Source organism: Brevibacillus sp. RS1.1, from assembly GCF_013284365.1.
In the GTDB taxonomy this organism is placed as follows: Bacteria; Bacillota; Bacilli; order Brevibacillales; family Brevibacillaceae; genus Brevibacillus; species Brevibacillus brevis_D.
Genome location: NZ_JABSVA010000004.1, coordinates 332037 through 351602 on the forward strand (window position 1 = coordinate 332037; position 19566 = coordinate 351602).

Sequence of the window (19566 nt, forward strand, 5' to 3'; positions counted from 1 at the left end):
GATTACACCTCCTCGGAGAACATCGCGATGATTTCTTCCGCCGAAGCCGCGTTCACAATCCGCTTGACGTTTTCCTCCTCGGAGCAAAGAATTGCGATGTTCGAGAGCACCTCCAAATGCTCATCTCCAACAGCAGCAATGCCCACCAGCAAATAAGCTGTATTGCCCTCTCCAAAATCAACACCCTCAGGAACCTGAATGATAGAAATCCCAGTGGATTGAATCTCTGCCTTGGATTCGTTTGTTCCATGCGGGATGGCTACGCCGCTTCCGATGTATGTGGTCGCCAACTGCTCGCGCTCCTGCATTTTCTCTAGATACGCCTCCGTTACGTGGCCTGCACGCACAAGCAATTGTCCTGCCAGTCTGATCGCTTCTTCCTTATTGGCTACCTTTGCGTTCAACATGATTTTTTCTGCTGTCAGTATGTTTTTCATTTCGTTCTCTCCAATCCTATCTTTTTGAGGCAAAACGCATACATTTTGCCCGCTATATAATCAGCAATTTGCTGTGTTTCTCCTGTTTTCAAAACTGCTTGCATTTCTTCTTCAATCAAAAGGGAGCTGATCTCGCTGAGCACTTCCAGCCCTTCCTTCGGCACTTCTTTCGGCCCTAGAAGTAACAGAAGCATATCAATGGATATCACTTCTTCATCCATCGAGCGAAGAAGCACTGGCTCTCGTAATTGGTGAAAGGTAAAAGACGCCTTGTTCACTGCTTCATTTCTTCCGTGAAAAAGGGCCAAGGATGTTCCCGGAATCCCTAAACCGCCGAGCTTTTCCCGCTCAATCAGCTGCTTGACTACCGGTTCGACCTCCTCAATCGTTCCGCGCTCTTTTTGCCTCTTGATGATTTGGCTCAAAAGCTGGGCGATGTCCTGATCACGGTTATCCCATCTCATTCCCCACAGCCCATCGTAAAGCTCATTGGCATACGAAGTGTAGTATTGCATGGCCCTTAGTTGTTCGATGGACTGCTGTCCTGCGGGAATCGGTTGACTTTTCTCCTGATGGGATTGTTTTCGGCTCGTCGTGTGCAATTGATATTTAATTTTTTGGATATCGTCTGGCGGAAGCAGCGGGCTGACCACGACATATTCCGCTGGATCGAGCGGCAATGGAAGGGTGGAAATGATCAAGTCATAATCCGTTGCCGGAACCTCTTCCAAGTCAAACATGGACAAATTTTTCAAGCTGACGATTTCCGGTATTTCTTTTTTAATGCGCGTTGCCAAAATCTTGGAGGAGCCGATCCCACTTGAGCAGACTACCAATGCCCGGTACCACTGCTGCTCTTGGCGCGTTCTCTCCAATGCCGCACCAAGATGCATCACCAGGTATCCGATCTCTTCATCTGGAACCCGTAGCTCTGGCAGAATCGTATGGACCGCTTCACTTGTTACGGCAAACAGCTCTGGATAGTTTTGCTTGATCTGTTCGAGAATCGGATTGCGAATCTCCATCTTCCGCTGTAATCGGTACAACGCTGGCTCCAAATGCGTCAGCAGCCCATGGAACAGCGAGGCGTCATTACTAAGCGGAATGTCCAAGCGTTCTTCGCAGGCTTGAATGAAGCGTTTCGTAATGACCATGAGCTCCGTATTTTCGGGCCATACCTGGCCATCCGGAGAATGCCGCAGCTTGGCTCCCCGCAAATGCATCGTAATATAGCCGATCTCATCCGCCGGGATTTCCATTTGGAAAATTTGCTTCAGCCGCTCCATGATGTTGCTGGCAATTTCGTATTCAGGAGTTCCAATCAATTCACTAAGGGTATGCTCGTCAAAATGAATGCCTTCCCCTTTTTCAATCCGTTCCATGGCCAATGCCAAATGTGTGACCAATCCGAGGTAGGCGCTGTCTGCCAAAGGATAGGGAAGCTCCTCGTCCAGATGGCTCAATGCATTCTCGACCTTGATCAGCTTTTCCCGGTCAATCAAGCCAAGTAGCCGTTCCGCTATCGAGTCGATGTCTCGCAGTGCCTTGTTTTGAATATTTTCTTTGATAATCCCTATCAGCTCGTGATCATCCAGATGCTCGGCAATCAGTCGACTAATCGCTCGCCGCTTGGACGACTCTGTACCTTGCAGCTCTACGCCGTACCCTCTTTTTCGCAAGAGTGACAGATCATAACGGGCGAGCATGGTCTCCAAATCATCCAGGTCATGGCTGATGGTCGCGGTCGTCACTTTCAAATCGATCGCCAGCGAAATCAGCTTGACTGGCTCCGATGCCTCTAGGAGCGCGCATAGGATAATGGCCTTACGTTCCTGCGCGGTGTATTCCTTCGTCATGTGATGCAGGACAGTCATTCTGAGTGCACTCTTTTGGTCGTCGGTCCCCACCACTTCAAGTCCTGAGCCTGTTTTTCTGACTAACTCCAGTTCAAATTCTTCAAACAAGGAATCCAGTGCATCCAATTCCCTGTGAACGGTACGGCCGCTTACCCCAATCTGCTCGGCGATCGAACCAACGGTAACTCCTTTTTGTTCCTTCAATAAAATCTCGATAATGGATCGCTGTCGAGAGGATACATGCATGTCTTCGTTCCCTCCTAAACGCCAAAGAGGGAAGACGCTAGCTCTCACTAGCGTTGATTCCCATTACCCCAGGCGTTTGACCAACTTGTCATACTCGGGACTATTCAAGAAATTTTCAATGGAGATATGCTCCGCAGAAGGCGCTTTGACCTGCGCTCTCTCTGTTAAAGACTTGTGCGTAATGACGATATCAGCGTCACTTGGAATGTCGTTGATCGCCGTATTGATGACCGTAATCTCGGTCAGGCCCGCATCCTTGAACTTTTTGCGCAAGGACGCCGCTCCCATCGCACTGGAGCCCATACCCGCATCGCAAGAGAAGACGACTTTCTTCACGTCAGCAGCAGCAACCTCATGCTTCACGGGAGCTTCTACTACTTCTTGTTCCTGCGCTTTTTTGCCTTTCATCTCTTGCATTTTTTCTGTCGCTTTTTCCAGTTCATCTTCGTCTGTCTTCGCGCTCATTTTCAAGAGAGCAGATGCGATAAGGAAAGACACGACAGTCGCGGCCAACACACCAGCCAGTACCGGTAGCAATCCACCACGCGGTGCCATTGCAATCAAGGCGAAAATACTACCTGGAGACGGTGGCGCCACCAATCCTGCGCCAAGCAGCGTGAAGGTAAATACACCAGCCATCCCGCCACCAATGGCCGCCAGAATCAAGCGCGGATTCATCAGCACATACGGGAAGTAAATTTCGTGGATACCTCCGAAGAAGTGAATGATGACAGCACCCGGAGCCGATTGCTTGGCACTACCTCTGCCAGCAAGCCAGTATGCCAACAAAATTCCCAAACCTGGCCCCGGATTGGATTCAAGCAGGAAGAAAACCGATTGACCTATCTTCGCCGCTTCATCCAGACCGATTGGGCTCAAAATACCGTGGTTAATCGCGTTGTTCAGGAACAGAATCTTCGCCGGCTCGATGAAAATGCTGGCAAGCGGCAACAGTCCTGCACCTACAATGACTTCTACACCCGCTGCAAGCGCCTTGCTCAAGCCTACAACAACAGGCCCAATTGCCTTGAATGCCAAAAGCGTCAGTAACCCACCAACAATACCCGCGGAAAAGTTATTCACCAGCATTTCAAAGCCGGAACGAATTTTTCCTTCGAACAACTGGTCTACTTTTTTGATGACCCAACCGCCCAAAGGACCCATGATCATGGCTCCCAAGAACATCGGGATGTCTGCACCTACGACAACCCCCATCGTAGCGACGGCACCTACGACCCCGCCTCGAACATCATGGACCATTTTTCCGCCGGTATAACCGATCAGCAGTGGCAGTAAATACGTAATCATCGGTCCGACCAATTTGGCCAACTCTTCGTTAGGCCGCCAACCTGTCGGAATAAATAAAGCGGTAATCAATCCCCAAGCGATGAAAGCACCGATATTTGGCATGACCATCGCACTCAAGAATCGTCCAAACTTTTGTACCGAGACCCGTATTCCACCCGAAGCGTTTTTTGCTTCCACGCTCTCCATACTGCACCCTCCTTTACCCCTATTTATGAGATGTTGACATGATTGAAAAGATAATGTGTACACCTCAAATATAAAGCGTTTTCATAGGGGCTAACAACAAAATCAAAGCGCGAATTTGTCTGACTCGTTGTTGCCAAAACTTAATAGCCCACAGTAAAAAGACCTCTGCTCAGCTGCAGAAGCCTTCTCCTTACAAATTTTCCGATTCAACTTTGATCACTTTTCCAGTCTTCGTTATATCTGTTGGCTCCATGATCGCAGAAATCTCCTTTGTTTGATCAAAGGAATGCCCAGTTGCATGAACCGACATCCCGTCTCCCAATACGGCGAGCCAAATACCAGCCCACTTCCCAATGGCTGTTTTCCTCATGCTTGACTCTCTCCCTGCGCGAAAATTCGTGCCAAAGCACCCCTAGTTTGTCACGGATTTCCCTAAATATTCGCAGGTAGTCCACACAAAAAAAGACCGATGCGCACATGTGCACATCAGTCTTTGCTTGCTATACCGCTCGATTCCTAGCTGCGTGGTGGACGAGATTCGCCACTGCGTGGACGGGAGTCACCGCTGCGTGGACGAGAGTCACCACTGCGTGGACGAGAGTCGCCACTGCGCGGACGAGATTCGCCGCCGCGAGGACGATATTCGCCATTGCGTGGGCGAGATGGACGCTTTCCACCAAAACCGGAACCGGAACCAAAGCCACCTTTTCCTTTTGGAGGTAGCTTTTTCTTCCCTACACGAAGAGGAGCCTCTTCTGTCAGGCGAACAGGAGTCATATCTGGCTCTTTGGTCAACAGCTTGAGTGCTGCGGATACGAGTGTTACGGAATCGACATCCTCCAGCAATTGCTCTGCCAGCGTTTTATAAGCAGACAGATCGTCTCTTCCAGATGCTTCGAGAATTTTGTCTACCGTCATCTTTTGTTGACCTTCCAAAGCCTCAGCCATCGAAGGAACCGCACGACGCTCCATGCGACGGTTCGTTGTTCGCTCAATCAGACGCAGATGGTCGATTTCACGGGAAGTCACAAACGTGATTGCCAGACCTGTTTTACCAGCACGTCCCGTTCTACCGATACGGTGAACGTAGCTCTCGGAGTCTTGTGGAATATCAAAGTTAAATACATGCGTTACACCACTGATGTCCAAGCCACGTGCAGCCACGTCAGTCGCTACCAGCACTTCGATCGTACCTTCCTTGAACTTGCGGAGCACGCTGTCGCGTTTCGCTTGGTTCAAGTCACCGTGGATACCTTCTGCACCATAACCGCGCTTGGTCAGGGCTTCGGACAGCTCATCAACTCTGCGCTTGGTTCTACCGAAAATGATAGCCAGCTCAGGGGAGTGAATATCCAGCAAACGGCACAGTACATCGAACTTCTGCTTTTCAGCTACTTCCATGTATTCCTGTGCAATGTTTGGTACGGTTACTTCTTTTGCTTTCACTTGAATGATGGTTGGTTCGTTCATGAACTGCTGGGCGATTTCCTGAATTGCTCTCGGCATCGTTGCGGAGAACAGCAGGGTTTGACGACTTTCTGGAACCTCTTTCAAGATTTCCTTAATGTCGTCGATGAAACCCATGTTCAGCATTTCATCCGCTTCGTCCAAAACAACTACCTCGATGGCATCCAGACGAATCGTTCTTCTTCTCATGTGGTCCATGAAACGACCAGGTGTTGCTACGATGATTTGCGGGCGTTTTTTCAACGCCTTGATTTGACGCGTGATGTCTTGACCACCGTAGATTGGCAGGGCAGAGATGTTTTTAAATTGGGCAATTTTATTAATCTCTTCTGCAACCTGAACAGCCAGCTCACGAGTTGGGGTCAATACAACCCCTTGAATATTTCCGCTTGTTTCATCCATGCGTTCAATCAGCGGAATACCAAATGCAGCCGTTTTACCTGTACCTGTTTGTGCTTGACCGATCAGGTCACGACCTTGCAGTGCTACAGGGACCGTTTGATCCTGAATCGCTGTAGCTTCTTCGAAACCCATGTTGCTCAAAGCTCTAACAATGGAGTGGTGTAAGCCAAAATCATTAAAAGTCGCCAATGAATGTCAGTCTCCTTTATCAATACCTTCATCTATAAAATTCTCAAAAAAAAGGGCACTATTCCTTACGATCCGGAACATGCCCTTTTATCCCGATTGTACGTAGCGCCCTAAAGAACATAGCTGTAATCGTACCATGCAATGACCAAAAAAGCAAACAGCTTATATACCCAAATTGTTTGATTTTTTGGTGATGAATCTTGTAAAAATAACAAAGCAGCCCAGAATCAGGCTGCTTGTCTGTTATTCGACTATTTTACCCATTTGTTGTAAAGCTCATCAAACTTCCCTTGCAGTTTCATTTCATCCATCCACAGATCCAAGTAGTTAGCGAAAATCGTATCTCCACGGTGAATCATGTACGCTTTTTCACTCTTTGTGAACGGGTTGTCGGTCAGAGCAGCGTACAGACGGGAATCTGCTTTGGAATATACAAGCGCTTCCAGCGTATCCGTGATCATCACATCGTATTTACCGCTTGCTACCAGACCAGGAATGTCGAGGTTGTTTTGTTCAACCGTCACAGTTGCTTTTGTCAGGTGCTCACGAACGAATTTCTCGTTGGTGCCGCCTGGATTCACACCAATGCGCACCTCTGGCTTGTTGATGTCTGCTACACTCTTGTACTTGTCTTTGTCTTCTGCACGGATGAGTGGAGCTTTACCGAACATAATATAAGGATCGCTCATATGCGCTTTTTTCTGACGGTCTGTGTTGCGCGTAACGCCTCCGACAGCAATATCGAATTTATTTGCCAACAAATCATCCATCAGTGTCGGCCAAGAGGTTTGGACAAAACGCGCCTCTACTCCCAGGCTTTTTGCGAATTCCTTCATCGCATCGATATCGTAACCTTCGAATTGGTTTGTTTTCGGATTCAAATATGTAAACGGTTTGTAGTCACCTGGAGTACCTACGAGGATGTAGCCTCTCGCAATGATTTCGTCCAAACGAGACTCAAACTTCTTCACTTGTGGTTTTTTAGCAGCTTCAGCCGCTACAGTTTGGACAGGCTTAACCGCTGTTGCGGCAAAAGCACCTGTTCCTGATGTCATGAGCATAGTTGCAGCGAGTGTGCTCGCCAAGATTGTTTGTGTGATTTTTTTCATCTGGGTTCTCCTCCTGTTAAACGGTAATGAATTTAGTTATAGAAACAAACTCCATCATCCCCTAATGGCATCCCCCCTTTCAAAAAGAGGACTTACAACCTGATGAGCTGCTTCTTACACCGTAAACCTGCCGATTCCTTGCTGTAATTCTTCCGCCACTGCGTTCAAATGCTCGACAGACTTGCCAATTTCTTGGATGGCTTGAAGCTGCTCTTCGGTTGCCCTTGCCACTGTTTGCGCGTCGAGTGAAGCATGCTTTGCAATGGTATGCATTTCATCTACAGAAGCACTCACCTGTTGGGAGCCTGCTGACATTTGCTCAGATGCTGCGGATACTTCCAAAATGTGCGCGGCAACGTTCCGGGAAGATTCCAAAATATGCTCGAAGATTTCGCGAACCTCTTCGACCAGTTGGATACCTTGCTGTGCGTTTTGGTTCCCCTCGGTCATAACCTCTACTGCGTGATGAGTATCCTGCTGGATTTCCCCGATCAGCATTGCAATTTTCGATGCGGATTCCTCGGATTGGTTCGCCAGTTTTTTCACTTCACCAGCAACTACAGCAAACCCACGTCCATGCTCGCCAGCACGTGCTGCCTCAATCGAAGCGTTCAAGGCAAGCAAATTGATTTGCGAGGTCAACTGACTGATCGTATCGAGAATGCCTTCGATTTCTTTGGAGCGATTGTTGAGCTGCTCGATGGCTACAGTCGCCTTCGAAGTTCCCTCCCCAATGCTTCCCATCTGGCGAACTGCCTGCTCTACCACAGCAGTCCCTTGCTCAGCCTGCTCTGTTGCGATCTGGGCAGCCTCAGAAACATGTGCAGACGTCTCTGCGATTTTCACGATGCCTGCTGCCATGTCAGTCATCGACAATGCGACTTCCTGCGAGCTGGATGCCTGCGCCTCTGCTCCCTCAGAAATCTGTTCGATAGACAAGCCGATTTGGTTGATGTTTTCCGTTGCTTGTTTAATACCTTCGGATACTTCCTGACTAAAACGCTGAACTTGATCAGACGACAGTGATACGTCTTCGATCAAATTTTTCAAGTGTGATACCGTCTGGTTAAAGTCACGGGACAGAACCGCAATCTCGTCTTTTCCGTCAACCGTTACGGTCTCTTTCAAGTTACCCTGCGCCACTACATTTACTGCGTGATTCAGACGCTCAATTGGTTTCACCATGCGTACAGCCAAGAAATAAACGAGGACAACCCCAAGCCCCAATACGATGAGGGAAATAACCGTCAATCGGACTAACAGTTGATCGACAGGCGCATGCAGCTCAGCTACGGGTGCAGTGATGTATACCCCCCAGTTCAAATTGGTTGGCGCATAGGAAGCAAATCGCTCTGTATTCTCGTATTCGTATTGGGCGATTCCATGATTCCCTTGCTTGATATCTTCAAAAGCAGTCTGAAGTTGAAGAATCCCCATATTGAGAATGGATTCCTTCAGAATGTACTCGCTATTCGGATGATAAATAAATGTTCCTGTTTTGCTTACTAAAAAGGCGTAACCTAATTCGCCAAATTTCTCTTCAGACACCTTTTTTTGGATCTCATTGATTGGAATCGTAGAACCGATGTAACCGTATTGACGGTTGTCCTTCATCAATGGAACGACCAGTGTCACGATGTTATTCCCTGTCCGCTTCGAAACGACTGGCTCAGAGACAACAACCTTCCCTTCCCCTTTGCTGGCTTCCTTAATATGCGGACGATCTGAGATGTCGGTCACTTCACCCTTGAAATTGATCACTTTCTTACCGCTTAAGTCATGCGAAAAGAAGAACGTCTCAAACTCGGGGTTTTTCTTTTGGGCTTCTTGAATGAGTTTCAGGTCTTGTTCGACATTTTGATCTGCCGACATCAACCCTCCTATCGCTCTTACAATCTCAATTTTCTCTTGAAAGAAACCATCGATACGAATCGAGAGATTGCTAGCTGACAGCTCAGCTTCTTTGTCCAGACTGTTTGCCAAAAGGTTGGAAGCACTCCAATAGCTTGCACCGCAAACCGTACCCAAACTTATCACCAACAGCAGGCACAAAACGATAATTAGCTTATTCTTCAAACTATTTTTCATACCGAATCCCTTCTCCCTTCTCTTTTTTTCAACAAAAAAAAGACTGCCCACCGACAGCCCATCATGACTACGGTATGGCAACCCGGCTGTCCTAGCTGCGAAAGTCATTTAACCTTCGTCCTTAGACCCGTGGCTTTGCGTCCCTGCCTTTCAGCAAGTTTGCCTTTGTCATTCCTTGTTGTTTTTCAATTAAGTTCACTTTTTTTCAATCTCACCTTTCATTTCCCATAACTTTCTGCGAATAAACCTCAAAATGGAAAAAAAGCTGACAACCTTTTACAGCTGTCAGCTTTTTGTCACACTTTTTGATTAGCTTAATCCAATCACGTGGCCTTCCTCGTCTACATATAACGATTCCGCAGCCGGCTTTTTCGGGAGGCCTGGCATGGTAACCAAGCTTCCGGTCAGTGCCACGATGAAACCAGCTCCTGCTGATATGCGCACTTCGCTCACATGAATCGTGAAGTCTACAGGTGCCCCCAACAGATCAGCGCGATCCGTAAAAGAGTACGGTGTTTTCGCCATGCACACAGGCAGATGGGACATGCCCATTTCTTCTACCTTTTGCATCGTTTTTAATGCCAACGGCGAAAAGACAACTCCTGATCCACGGTATACTTCTTTCACGACAGTCTCAATCTTGTCTTTAATGCTGAGGCCTTCCTCATACAAGAATCGGAAGGACGAAGGCAGCTCTGCTGCTCGAATTACTTTTTCAGCCAGCTCGACACCGCCTGCTCCTCCTTCTGCCCACACTTTAGAGAGCGCTGCTTCGGCTCCAGCCGCTTGGCACAGCGCAATGACAGCATCAATCTCTGCTTGGGTATCTGTCGCAAAATGATTGATGGCCACCACTGCTGGCACACCGAACTTCTGTAAGTTTTCCAGATGTCGCTTGACGTTTTCGAAGCCTTTTTCCAGAGCAGACAAGTTCTCCACTGCCAAGTCAGGTACTTTTACCCCGCCGTTGTATTTCAACGAACGAACCGTAATGACCACGACAGCAGCCGATGGAGTCAGACCTGCTTTTCTGCACTTGATGTCAAAAAACTTCTCGGCCCCCAAGTCGGCACCAAATCCAGCCTCTGTTACGACGTAATCTGCCAGCTTCAAGGCCATTTTGGTTCCGATCACACTGCTGCACCCATGTGCGATATTGGCAAAAGGTCCACCGTGAATGATGACCGGGGTTCCCTCGATTGTCTGTACGAGATTGGGCTTGATAGCTTCCTTCAAGAGAACGCACATCGCATCAACCGCGTTGATTTCTTCTGCCCGTACAGGCTGATCATTGAAATCGTAGCCAATAATGATACGGTTCAACCGCTCGCGCAAGTCTGCTAGATTCTCACTCAAGCATAAGATCGCCATGATTTCCGACGCTGTCGTAATCATGAAGCCATCCTCACGCGTCATTCCATTGCCCTCACCCAGACCAACCACGATGTTTCGCAGTGCGCGGTCGTTCATGTCCATAGCTCGTTTCCAGACGATTTTCTTTGGATTGAGTCCGCGCGGATTGCCATGGAAAATATGATTGTCGATCATCGCTGCCAACAAGTTATGTGCAGCTGTAATCGCGTGAATGTCCCCTGTAAAATGCAGGTTAATTTCATCAGCAGGGAGAATTTGTGCCTGGCCGCTTCCAGTTGCGCCTCCTTTGATCCCCATGCAAGGACCCAAGGACGGCTCGCGAAGTGCTGCCATTGTTTTCTTCCCGAGATGATTTAAAGATTGTGACAGACCAATCGTCGTGAGCGTCTTGCCTGCTCCCGCCGGATTGGGGTTCATCGCTGTAACAAGAATCAGTTTGCCATCAGGGCGATCCTTCACTTGCTCCCATAGTTCATCTGATAGTTTGGCTTTATATTTTCCGTATAGCTCCAAATGCTGTTCTTCGATACCTGCACTTTTGGCAATTTCAACAATAGACTTCATTTTTGCCTCCCTGCCACACCAGAATGTAATGCACCAGTTACCAATCTTCTACATTCTGCATAATCATCCTTTCTCCTCTCCTCTTCGACACATTACGCAAAAGAAAAAGCCCACATTCCGACAAACGTTCAGAATGCAGGCTCTCTGTTATTTCCCGAAAATTTTTCCTGGATTCAAGATGCCGTTCGGGTCCAGCACATGCTTCATGGCTTGCATGACGTCCAGTGCTTCTCCATGTTCCTTGCGCTGGTATTTGATTTTCCCCACACCCACACCATGTTCCCCGGTGCAGGTTCCTCCCCGACTCAATGCGTACTCCACCAGATGGGCATTTACTTCCTCGGCAAGCGCAACTTCTTCGGGGTCATTCAGGTCGATCATTAGGATGGCGTGATAGTTCCCATCCCCGACATGCCCTGCAATCGCACCATCCAGCCCAGCGCGATCAATGGCTTGTCGGGCGTCCACAATGGCTCCTGCCAGCTCGGAAATCGGCAAGCAAACATCTGTCACCATCAGCTTTTTCCCGGGGGATTTGTGCAGGAAGGCATACGCCAGGTTATGACGTGCGTCCCAGAGCTGCGCCCTCGCTTTGGAATCGGTTTCAAAGAGAAACTGTGTGCAGCCATGTCCATCGGCGATGTTCTGCGCGAAGTCGATATCATACGCGAGCCCTTGTTCACTGCCGTGGAACTCGATAAACAGCGTCGGTGCTTCCGGGTAGCTCGTTTCTTTGTACAGATTCACTTGTTGGATGGAACGTTCATCAACCAGCTCGATTCGCGCTACTTGAATACCCGCTCCGAGAATATCTACGACGGTATCGACAGCATCCTGAACAGAAGGGAAGCTGGCACGCGCCGCCGTTGTCGCCTCAGGGATGCCGTAAACACGCAAGGTCAGCTCTGTGAATAAACCAAGCGTTCCCTCCGACCCGACAAACAGCCCAGTAAGATGGTAGCCTGAGGAGGACTTGACTGTCATGCTCCCTGTACGGATGATACGTCCGTCCGCCGTCACCACTTCCAGATCGCGAACCTGATCACGCATCACGCCATAGCGAACAGAAGTCGTTCCACTGGCGTTTGTAGCAGCCATCCCACCCAAAGTCGCGTCCGCGCCAGGATCAACGGAGAAAAACAATCCGTGCTTTTTCAACTCTTTATTGAGCTGGGTGCGAGTCACACCTGGCTGGACTCTCACGAGGAAATCCTTCGGTCGCACCTCCCGCACTTGGTTCATCAAGGAAAAATCCATGCTGATTCCGCCCGCATAAGGAATCGCATGGCCTTCCAGACTGCTTCCCATGCCAAACGGCGTTACCGCAATGCGCTTTTCGTTTGCCAGCTTCATGATTTGGCTGACTTCCTCTGCCGTCTGCGGAAACACGACCACATCTGGAAGATGCGGGGTATGGTACGATTCATCATGGCTGTGATGCTCCAGTATTGTGGGGTTGGTCGATACTCGTTCTTCCCCCAGCAATCCCACTAACGATTGCTTGTAATCCACGTTGGTTCCCCCTCCGTTACTTGCTCAAGTTAACAAGGAATAAGCTAATTTCAGGAATGTAGGTGAGATTGTTCCACCTGCTGATCCCATTTTTTGAATAATAGGAGAATTTATCTCACTTTACTAGATCCCCCTTCCACCGTCTACATTCATGACCTCGCCCGTGACAATTTTGGATAGATCAGAAGCCAAATAGAGAGCCGCCTGCGCGATATCCTCCGGTTGAATCAACATGCCCAATGGAACACTGCTGATGAAAATATCTTTTTTCCCGGCTTCTACTTCTGTTTCATCTCCATTGATAAACTTGCCCAGCATCGGCGTCTCTGCCGGCCCTGGATTGATGACATTGACCCGGATTTGAAAAGGAGCAAGCTCAATCGCCAATGCCTTGCTCAACATGATAGCTGCCCCCTTGGACGCGCAGTACGCATTCAGCCCCGGACGGGCTCTGATCCCGGCAATCGAAGCGATGTTGATGATGCTGCCTTTCCCCTTCTCCTTCATGTGGGGGACCGCATGCCTTGTCGTCAAAAAGATCGACTTCGTGTTCACAGACATGATGCGTTCCCATTGCTCCAAGGTCAGCTCCTCAATAGGGGTAAACGCTTGGGGTACACCCGCGCAATTGACCAGGACATCGATCGAGCCGTACGCTTCGAGCGTCTCCTTCACAAGTGCAGCGACGCTCGTATCGTCTGCCACATCTGTTTGTACCGCATGACCTTTCCCTTGTGGCAGCTCTTGGGCGACTGATACTGCCGCTTCTTTGTTCAAATCAGCCAGGATGACGTTGGCTCCCTCGTCTGCAAAAAGCCTCGCAATGGCCTTGCCCATTCCCGACCCGGCCCCTGTTACAATTGCCGTTTTTCCTTGCAAAAGCTGCCCGCTCATAGGTTGATCACCACCATTCGCTCTTCCGTCATCTCTTCGACTGCGTAACGCGGACCTTCCTTGCCCAGTCCGCTGTTTTTGATTCCGCCGTATGGCATGACGTCATTGCGATAGGTCGATACGTCGTTGATCACCACGCCACCGTACTCCAGCACGCGTGCTGCTTTCATCGCGACGTTTAAATCACGGGTAAAAATCCCTGCCTGTAAGCCGTACTCCGAATCGTTGGCTTGGGTAAAAGCATCTTCAAGGTCACTGTACGGAATGATCGTGACGACGGGCGCGAACACTTCCCGGCAAACCACCTTCATCTCTGGCCTTGTATCCACCAACACAGCCGGATAGAAAAGAGCACCCTCCCGTTTGACAGGCAAAAGCGATCTGGCCCCTTGGCTAATCGCTTCCTGTACCCATTCCTCTGTGCGGCTCGCTTCTTTTTCACTGATCATCGGTCCGACATCCGTCTCCGGGTCTTCCGGGTTCCCTACCTTCAACTGATGAACATGCGAGATATACAAGTCGCTGAACGCCTGCATAACTGATTCATGCACGTAAATGCGCTGAACAGCAATGCACGCCTGACCCGCATTGTGAAAGCTGCGGGAGGCTGTTTGGCGGGCCGCTAACTCCAAATCTGCATCGAGATGCACGATATTGGGAGAGTTGTTGCCTAGCTCCAGCGCAACTGGACGCATGCCACTTCGCTCCTTGATGCGGCGACCAACTTCTCCTGACCCGGTAAAGGTGTACATGGCGATGCGTTCTTCGTCCAGCAGCCATTCCCCTACCTGACTGCCTGCCCCTGTCACGATATTGACGTAGCCCTTTGGCATGCCCGCTTCCTCCAGGATCTCCACCAATAGAAAGGTTGCGATAGGCGTGACTGTAGCTGGCTTAACGACCAGCGTATTTCCTGCGGCTAGCGCTGGCGCGATCTTATGTGTACTGAGCAGCAAGGGATAGTTAAACGGCGTAATAGCGCCGATTACTCCTTTTGGCACCCGAATGGTAAAGCCCAGACGGTTTTCCGAACCTTCCGTTGCTTGCAGCGGAATCATTTCCCCGTGAATTCTCTTGGCTTCCTCTGCCGACAAGCGTAGTGTATTGATCGTCCGATCCAACTCATTCCTCGCGTCCTTGCGCGTTTTGCCCACTTCACGAATCAAGGATCGCTCCATCTCGTCCCGGCGTTCCTCCATGAGCTCAGAGGCTTTCAGCAAGATTTTGTATCGTTGAAAAGGTGTTAATTTGTCCGCCTTAAACGTCTCCCACGCAGCTTCCACCGCTTCTGTTACATGCTGCCGCTCAGCCTTGGCAATACGCGCGATGCACTCGCCCGTGTATTTGTGAAGGACGGGAATGTAGCTCTCGGTTTTCACCCATTCTCCACCGATGTACAAATCATACGATCTCGCTTCCATGTCCTCTTCCTCCCTTTTATTTATCTCGTTGTTTGATAGATGTGGCGAACGATTTCGTCTCCTAATTCTTTTGTGGTCGCCGTCCCCCCAAGATCAGGAGTGAGCACCTCGCCATCTTGCAGCACGTTTTCGATAGCGTTCATGATGACAGTACTGAGCTCTGGTAGATCGAGATGATCCATCATCATGGCGAGGCTCCATACTTGTGCGATCGGATTGGCGATTCCTTTGCCCGCGATATCCGGCGCAGAGCCGTGAATGGGCTCAAACATGGAAGGATACTTGCGCTCCGGATTGATATTCGCGGAAGGGGCCAAGCCCAACCCACCGACGATTGCCGCCCCGAGATCAGTCAAAATGTCTCCAAACAAGTTGCTCGCGACAACGACATCAAACGTTTCTGGTCGCGTGATGAAATAGGCAGCGAGTGCGTCGATATGATACAGATTGGTCTGGATACCCGGGTATTCCTGACTGACTTCCTTGACGATCTCATCCCAGAACGGCATGGAATGGTTGATGCCATTGGACTTCGTTGCTGCGGTCACGCTTTTTTTCGAACGCTTTTCCGCCAGTGCGTAAGCGTACTTGAGGATGCGCTCTGTGCCATACCGGGTAAATACGTTGTTTTGCACCGCCATTTCGTACGGTGTACCCTGGTGCATCCGCCCGCCCATATTGGAGTACTCACCCTCTGTATTCTCCCGCACCACGACGAAATCGAGATCGGCATGGTCCTTATAGCGAAGAGGACTTTCCAGACCTTTTAGCAGCTTGACCGGACGAAGGTTCACATACTGCTGGAATGCCCTGCGTATAGGCAAAATTAACTCCCACACAGAGACATGGTCAGGAACCTCGGGCGCACCGATTGCACCTAGCAGAATCAAATCATAGTCTTTTAAAATGTGGAGTCCATTCTCCGGCATCATTTTGCCGTGTTGGAGATAATAGCTACAGTTCCAATCCATGACATCACGGGCAAACCGAATGCCGCCGTGACTCTCTTCTATGGCTCCCAACACCTTCAGACCTTCTTCCATGACCTCGGGTCCGATTCCGTCTCCTGGAATTACTGCAATGGAATAGTGTAGCAACGGTCTCCCTCCTAAAAATCTAAATTTTTCGACTTTATACCACACTATCCACTTGCATGATTAATGCCAAGCTCCGTATCCTGCACCCTGACCGGATAAAAGTCTTCCATCCGTTCCACTCCACGCATCACTCGAATGGTGACATTGCAAGACAACGCAACAAAATGTTGCAACTACACATTGCAACATTTGTTCAGGCCAAGCTATATCGTTTCATCCATTATCGGGTACAGCCGAGATACATGCAAAAATGGGTCATAGCCTTACTTTTATTTCCAAATGATGATTTTATCGAATTCTCCTGCCATGCCACAAACTGCATTAGAAAGATGACAATTGCTGTAAGCTTGCGACCCAAAATTACTCGTATCTCGGCTGTCCCCCTAGATGTGCTACAGCTTTCCTTTGATGGAAAAGAAACAGCAACCATTCATAAATCCGGTTGCTGTTGTATCTCTCATTTTGGTTACTCAACATAACTATGTACAACATTGTGCTACTTTCAATTCATCACTTCTTCTTATCCATAAAGATCCGTCTTCTTTGATCATATAATCAATTTTATTACTCTTTAAAGCTTCTATCTGCTCTGAAGATGGTCCATCAGAAATTCTATAGTATTCGTTTCCAGTCCCCACATATAAAAATCCAAATACTAGCACCACAACTATTGCTGTTGCAGTCAAAGACACGGTTAATTTATTCTTCATAAATATCACCTTCTTTCAAAAAGGAGAATCAGGAATGATTATTCCTGATTCTCTTTTTTCTTACGTAATAGGTGGAAGATCTTGATCTACATAATCCTCTTCTTTACCTGTAAATCTTTCTAGTGTCCAGGTACTCTCTTTTTTAATGTTCGGTTTATTAATTTTTTTAAGCTTTCCGCTTTTGTATAACTCATCAATCGCAATTTTAACGTCAGAACGACTGCTATCACTGTCTATCCCCTCTTGTGCTGCTTTGTATCGTCCTTCTTCATTATTGTGCATATCCATTTTATATGTTAAAGATTTTTTGTTTTGATAGGAAGCACCATCTTCGTGTGCACTCGTCCACTTTTCTGCCCAACTATCATTCACTGCCCATACTATCCACATATTCCATAGTGCATGTCGAAAAGCATCTGATTCTTCATCAGTATCATTTCTACCGAAAGCTAGTTCTGTATAATTCCATGCCCCTTTCCCTGCCATAAGAGCTTTAAATCCTTTTGACGGCGATTGATCATACAACGCCTGCTCTTTTGGATTCAGTGTAACTACTCCATCAGCATAATCATAGAAATCATCCCAATCACCATCAGAGCTTGGAGCCAGGTTCTTTATATTTTTGTTATCCTTGTTGTATATTTCGCACAGTTCCAAAAAATGTTCATTAATTTCATCTTCAGTCGCTTTTGGGTGATCCTTTTCATATTGAGTCAACTCTTCTAAAATTTTTTCTGAAAATCTAAAGTCAACTTTCTCATAAGATTTTTCGTATTTCTTTTTCTCCTCGGCAATACTTTCAGCTATTTTCTCTGTACTTTTAGCAGATGCTGGCGTCAAGACTGACACTGGAGCAACTAATAATGAGAACACGACAAAAGGCACTAGTACTCTTTTAAATTTCTTCATAGCTTCTCTATCCCTCTTTTCATGTTTCTACATCTTTACGCTTCTGACTATAATGGGCATTGCCCGTTGTGAAAACTCCCTCCTCCTTAATGGTTTATCCAAATTGTAACATGGTTTCTAAAAATTACCTTACTTCCCTTTTACAGAAAATATAGAAAAACTGGAAAAATTATTTTCTCGATAGAATTACGTGTTATAGTATTATCCATAAATAGGAAATTGCATTGGGGGTTAATAGCTGTGGTTGTGGCGGAAATGAGATCGTCGTTTGGCTGCGTTTTGAAAAGGTATCGAGAAGAGGCGGGGCTGACTTTAGCGGAGTTATCTATAAAAACAGACATATCCTCTGGCACGATCAGTAAGATCGAAACAGACTCTCTCACTTTGCCAAATATGCGGAATGTAATTCGATTAGCTGAAACGCTAGATATATCTTTGTACGAGGCGGTTATGCCATATTTAGATAAGATTAAAAGGACTAAAACGTTTGAATTATTGCTGGAAACGGCGATTAATCAGGGGAATGCCGTTCTTACGCAAAAAATCGCATCTAAGCTATTAGAATGCCCTAAGAGCAACACGTTTCTTTCGTTAGATTATCTTTATCAATTGGCGGGAAACACGGAAAATATAGAATTTCGATTTTTAATATATGGTGTGATTTCTCAGTATTCGCGCGAACATGGTATTCCTGTATTTTTAGCCAGGTCGTTATATCAGAAATATCTTATTCAACGTGATAGCTTTAAAAAATTGGACGAGTCGTATATAGAAGGTATGGAGTTATTGCACTATATTTCGTATCTACACGTGGATGAAAGGGTTATGACTTACTATAAGTTGGGTTCGCATGCGTTATTTCGAGGATGTCATGAAGAGTGCATTCATCTATGTAAGAAAGGTATTAATGAAGATCATAAGCGAGATGAGCTGACAGCAAAAGCGTACCTAGCTATTATCATCGCTTACATTGAGTTAAGGGACTATATTCTTGCTAAAGTATATTTGGATGCGTATGAACAATTAGATTGTTTAAATGTACAGAAAGAATCTCAATATCTTCGAGCTATACTATACGCAAAGACTACGGATGATATTGAAAAGGCAGTACCATTATTATTAGATTGCTTGCACATGCGCCCGCAAAACGAAAAGTTACCAGTGGTAAATGATCTGCTGGATATTTATATAAGATTAGGTGATGAGTTGGGGGTCGTAGATATTTTTGAGTCAGAATCTTCATTTTTGCCGACTAACGTTGGTACACCGAACCAATGTACTCATCTAGGTTTATATTTTCGCGCAAAAGGGAATTTTTACATTGAAAAAGGTGATTTAGATATGGGGTGTGCCAGTTTATTAGAAAGTGCTATGTATTATAAGAAAATGATGAAATTGGAAGAAGCGATTAAAAGCATTGGGTATATATTTGAGTACTATACAGATAAAAAGGAAAATTTACCTTTCAGCATACTCCAAAAAATGGAAATATTGTATACTGTACATAATACCTAAACCCGCAAGGGGGTGATACTCGTGAAAAAGTTGATGATGTCTTTATGTATTTTATCCGCGTTATTTGTCGTACCAGTTGGGGTAGATACGTTAAGTAAAGAACCTCCGATTGCAAAACACTATCCTGACCCATGGTAAGCCTATTTGCTCCCGACTCCGGTCGGGTTTTTTTGTGTTCAAAGGGGTAGCGCCAATAGTTTGACCGATTTATACGCTTAGCATTAGCGGACATGTATTTTCGTCGTTCCTGATGACCTTAGCGGACGTAACTTGCCGTTTTCT

At 47.4% G+C, this 19566-nt stretch carries 15 protein-coding genes and 1 riboswitch; of the genes, 1 reads left to right on the forward strand and 14 read right to left on the reverse strand.

What is annotated here, in order from left to right:
- Window positions 1–2: 2 nt before the first annotated feature.
- From HP570_RS15890 to HP570_RS15955, 14 genes are all read right to left on the reverse strand, one after another.
- Complete coding sequence (locus HP570_RS15890; RefSeq protein WP_016739619.1) at window positions 3–437, reverse strand: PTS mannitol transporter subunit IIA; 435 nt, start codon at window positions 435–437, stop codon at window positions 3–5.
- A complete protein-coding gene (locus HP570_RS15895) occupies window positions 434–2539 on the reverse strand; it encodes a BglG family transcription antiterminator (protein WP_173626339.1) in 2106 nt (701 codons plus the stop codon). The genes HP570_RS15890 and HP570_RS15895 overlap by 4 nt, the downstream gene beginning before the upstream one ends.
- 63 nt (window positions 2540–2602) lie before the next feature.
- Window positions 2603–4033 carry a PTS mannitol transporter subunit IIBC gene (locus HP570_RS15900; RefSeq protein ID WP_087351155.1) on the reverse strand — a complete coding sequence of 477 codons (1431 nt, stop codon included), beginning with the start codon at window positions 4031–4033 and terminating at the stop codon, window positions 2603–2605.
- Window positions 4034–4223: 190 nt separating this feature from the next.
- The gene (locus tag HP570_RS15905; protein ID WP_254495306.1) at window positions 4224–4403 is read right to left on the reverse strand and encodes a hypothetical protein; all 180 of its coding nucleotides are present in this window, start codon (window positions 4401–4403) and stop codon (window positions 4224–4226) included.
- A gap of 146 nt (window positions 4404–4549) precedes the next feature.
- Entirely contained in the window at window positions 4550–6091 is a 1542-nt protein-coding gene (gene cshA, locus HP570_RS15910) for a degradosome RNA helicase CshA (protein WP_064200079.1), read from the reverse strand.
- A 251-nt stretch (window positions 6092–6342) separates the two neighbouring features.
- On the reverse strand, window positions 6343–7200 hold the full coding sequence (locus HP570_RS15915; RefSeq protein ID WP_087350417.1) for a transporter substrate-binding domain-containing protein: 858 nt from the start codon (window positions 7198–7200) through the stop codon (window positions 6343–6345).
- Window positions 7201–7314: 114 nt separating this feature from the next.
- Entirely contained in the window at window positions 7315–9288 is a 1974-nt protein-coding gene (locus HP570_RS15920; protein ID WP_173626340.1) for a methyl-accepting chemotaxis protein, read from the reverse strand.
- A 73-nt stretch (window positions 9289–9361) separates the two neighbouring features.
- Window positions 9362–9462, reverse strand: a riboswitch (cyclic di-GMP riboswitch).
- Between the two features lie 135 nt (window positions 9463–9597).
- Window positions 9598–11226: a formate--tetrahydrofolate ligase gene (locus HP570_RS15925; RefSeq protein WP_173626341.1), complete on the reverse strand. Its 1629-nt coding sequence runs from the start codon at window positions 11224–11226 to the stop codon at window positions 9598–9600.
- A 147-nt stretch (window positions 11227–11373) separates the two neighbouring features.
- On the reverse strand, window positions 11374–12738 hold the full coding sequence (locus tag HP570_RS15930) for an FAD-binding oxidoreductase (protein WP_173626342.1): 1365 nt from the start codon (window positions 12736–12738) through the stop codon (window positions 11374–11376).
- A gap of 123 nt (window positions 12739–12861) precedes the next feature.
- Entirely contained in the window at window positions 12862–13632 is a 771-nt protein-coding gene (locus tag HP570_RS15935; protein WP_173626343.1) for an SDR family oxidoreductase, read from the reverse strand.
- Entirely contained in the window at window positions 13629–15053 is a 1425-nt protein-coding gene (locus HP570_RS15940) for an aldehyde dehydrogenase family protein (RefSeq protein WP_173626344.1), read from the reverse strand. Before HP570_RS15940 ends, HP570_RS15935 begins: the two co-directional genes overlap by 4 nt.
- 20 nt (window positions 15054–15073) lie before the next feature.
- Window positions 15074–16150, reverse strand: coding sequence for a tartrate dehydrogenase (locus tag HP570_RS15945; RefSeq protein WP_087350441.1), 1077 nt, complete (start codon window positions 16148–16150; stop codon window positions 15074–15076).
- Between the two features lie 479 nt (window positions 16151–16629).
- Complete coding sequence (locus HP570_RS15950) at window positions 16630–16860, reverse strand: hypothetical protein (RefSeq protein WP_041749716.1); 231 nt, start codon at window positions 16858–16860, stop codon at window positions 16630–16632.
- Between the two features lie 60 nt (window positions 16861–16920).
- Window positions 16921–17769, reverse strand: a complete 849-nt coding sequence (locus HP570_RS15955; RefSeq protein ID WP_015893813.1) for a DUF6973 domain-containing protein — start codon at window positions 17767–17769, stop codon at window positions 16921–16923.
- A gap of 240 nt (window positions 17770–18009) precedes the next feature.
- Between HP570_RS15955 and HP570_RS15960 the strand changes: the two genes are divergently transcribed.
- The gene (locus HP570_RS15960; protein WP_173626345.1) at window positions 18010–19284 is read left to right on the forward strand and encodes a helix-turn-helix domain-containing protein; all 1275 of its coding nucleotides are present in this window, start codon (window positions 18010–18012) and stop codon (window positions 19282–19284) included.
- The last annotated feature ends 282 nt before the right edge of the window (window positions 19285–19566 follow it).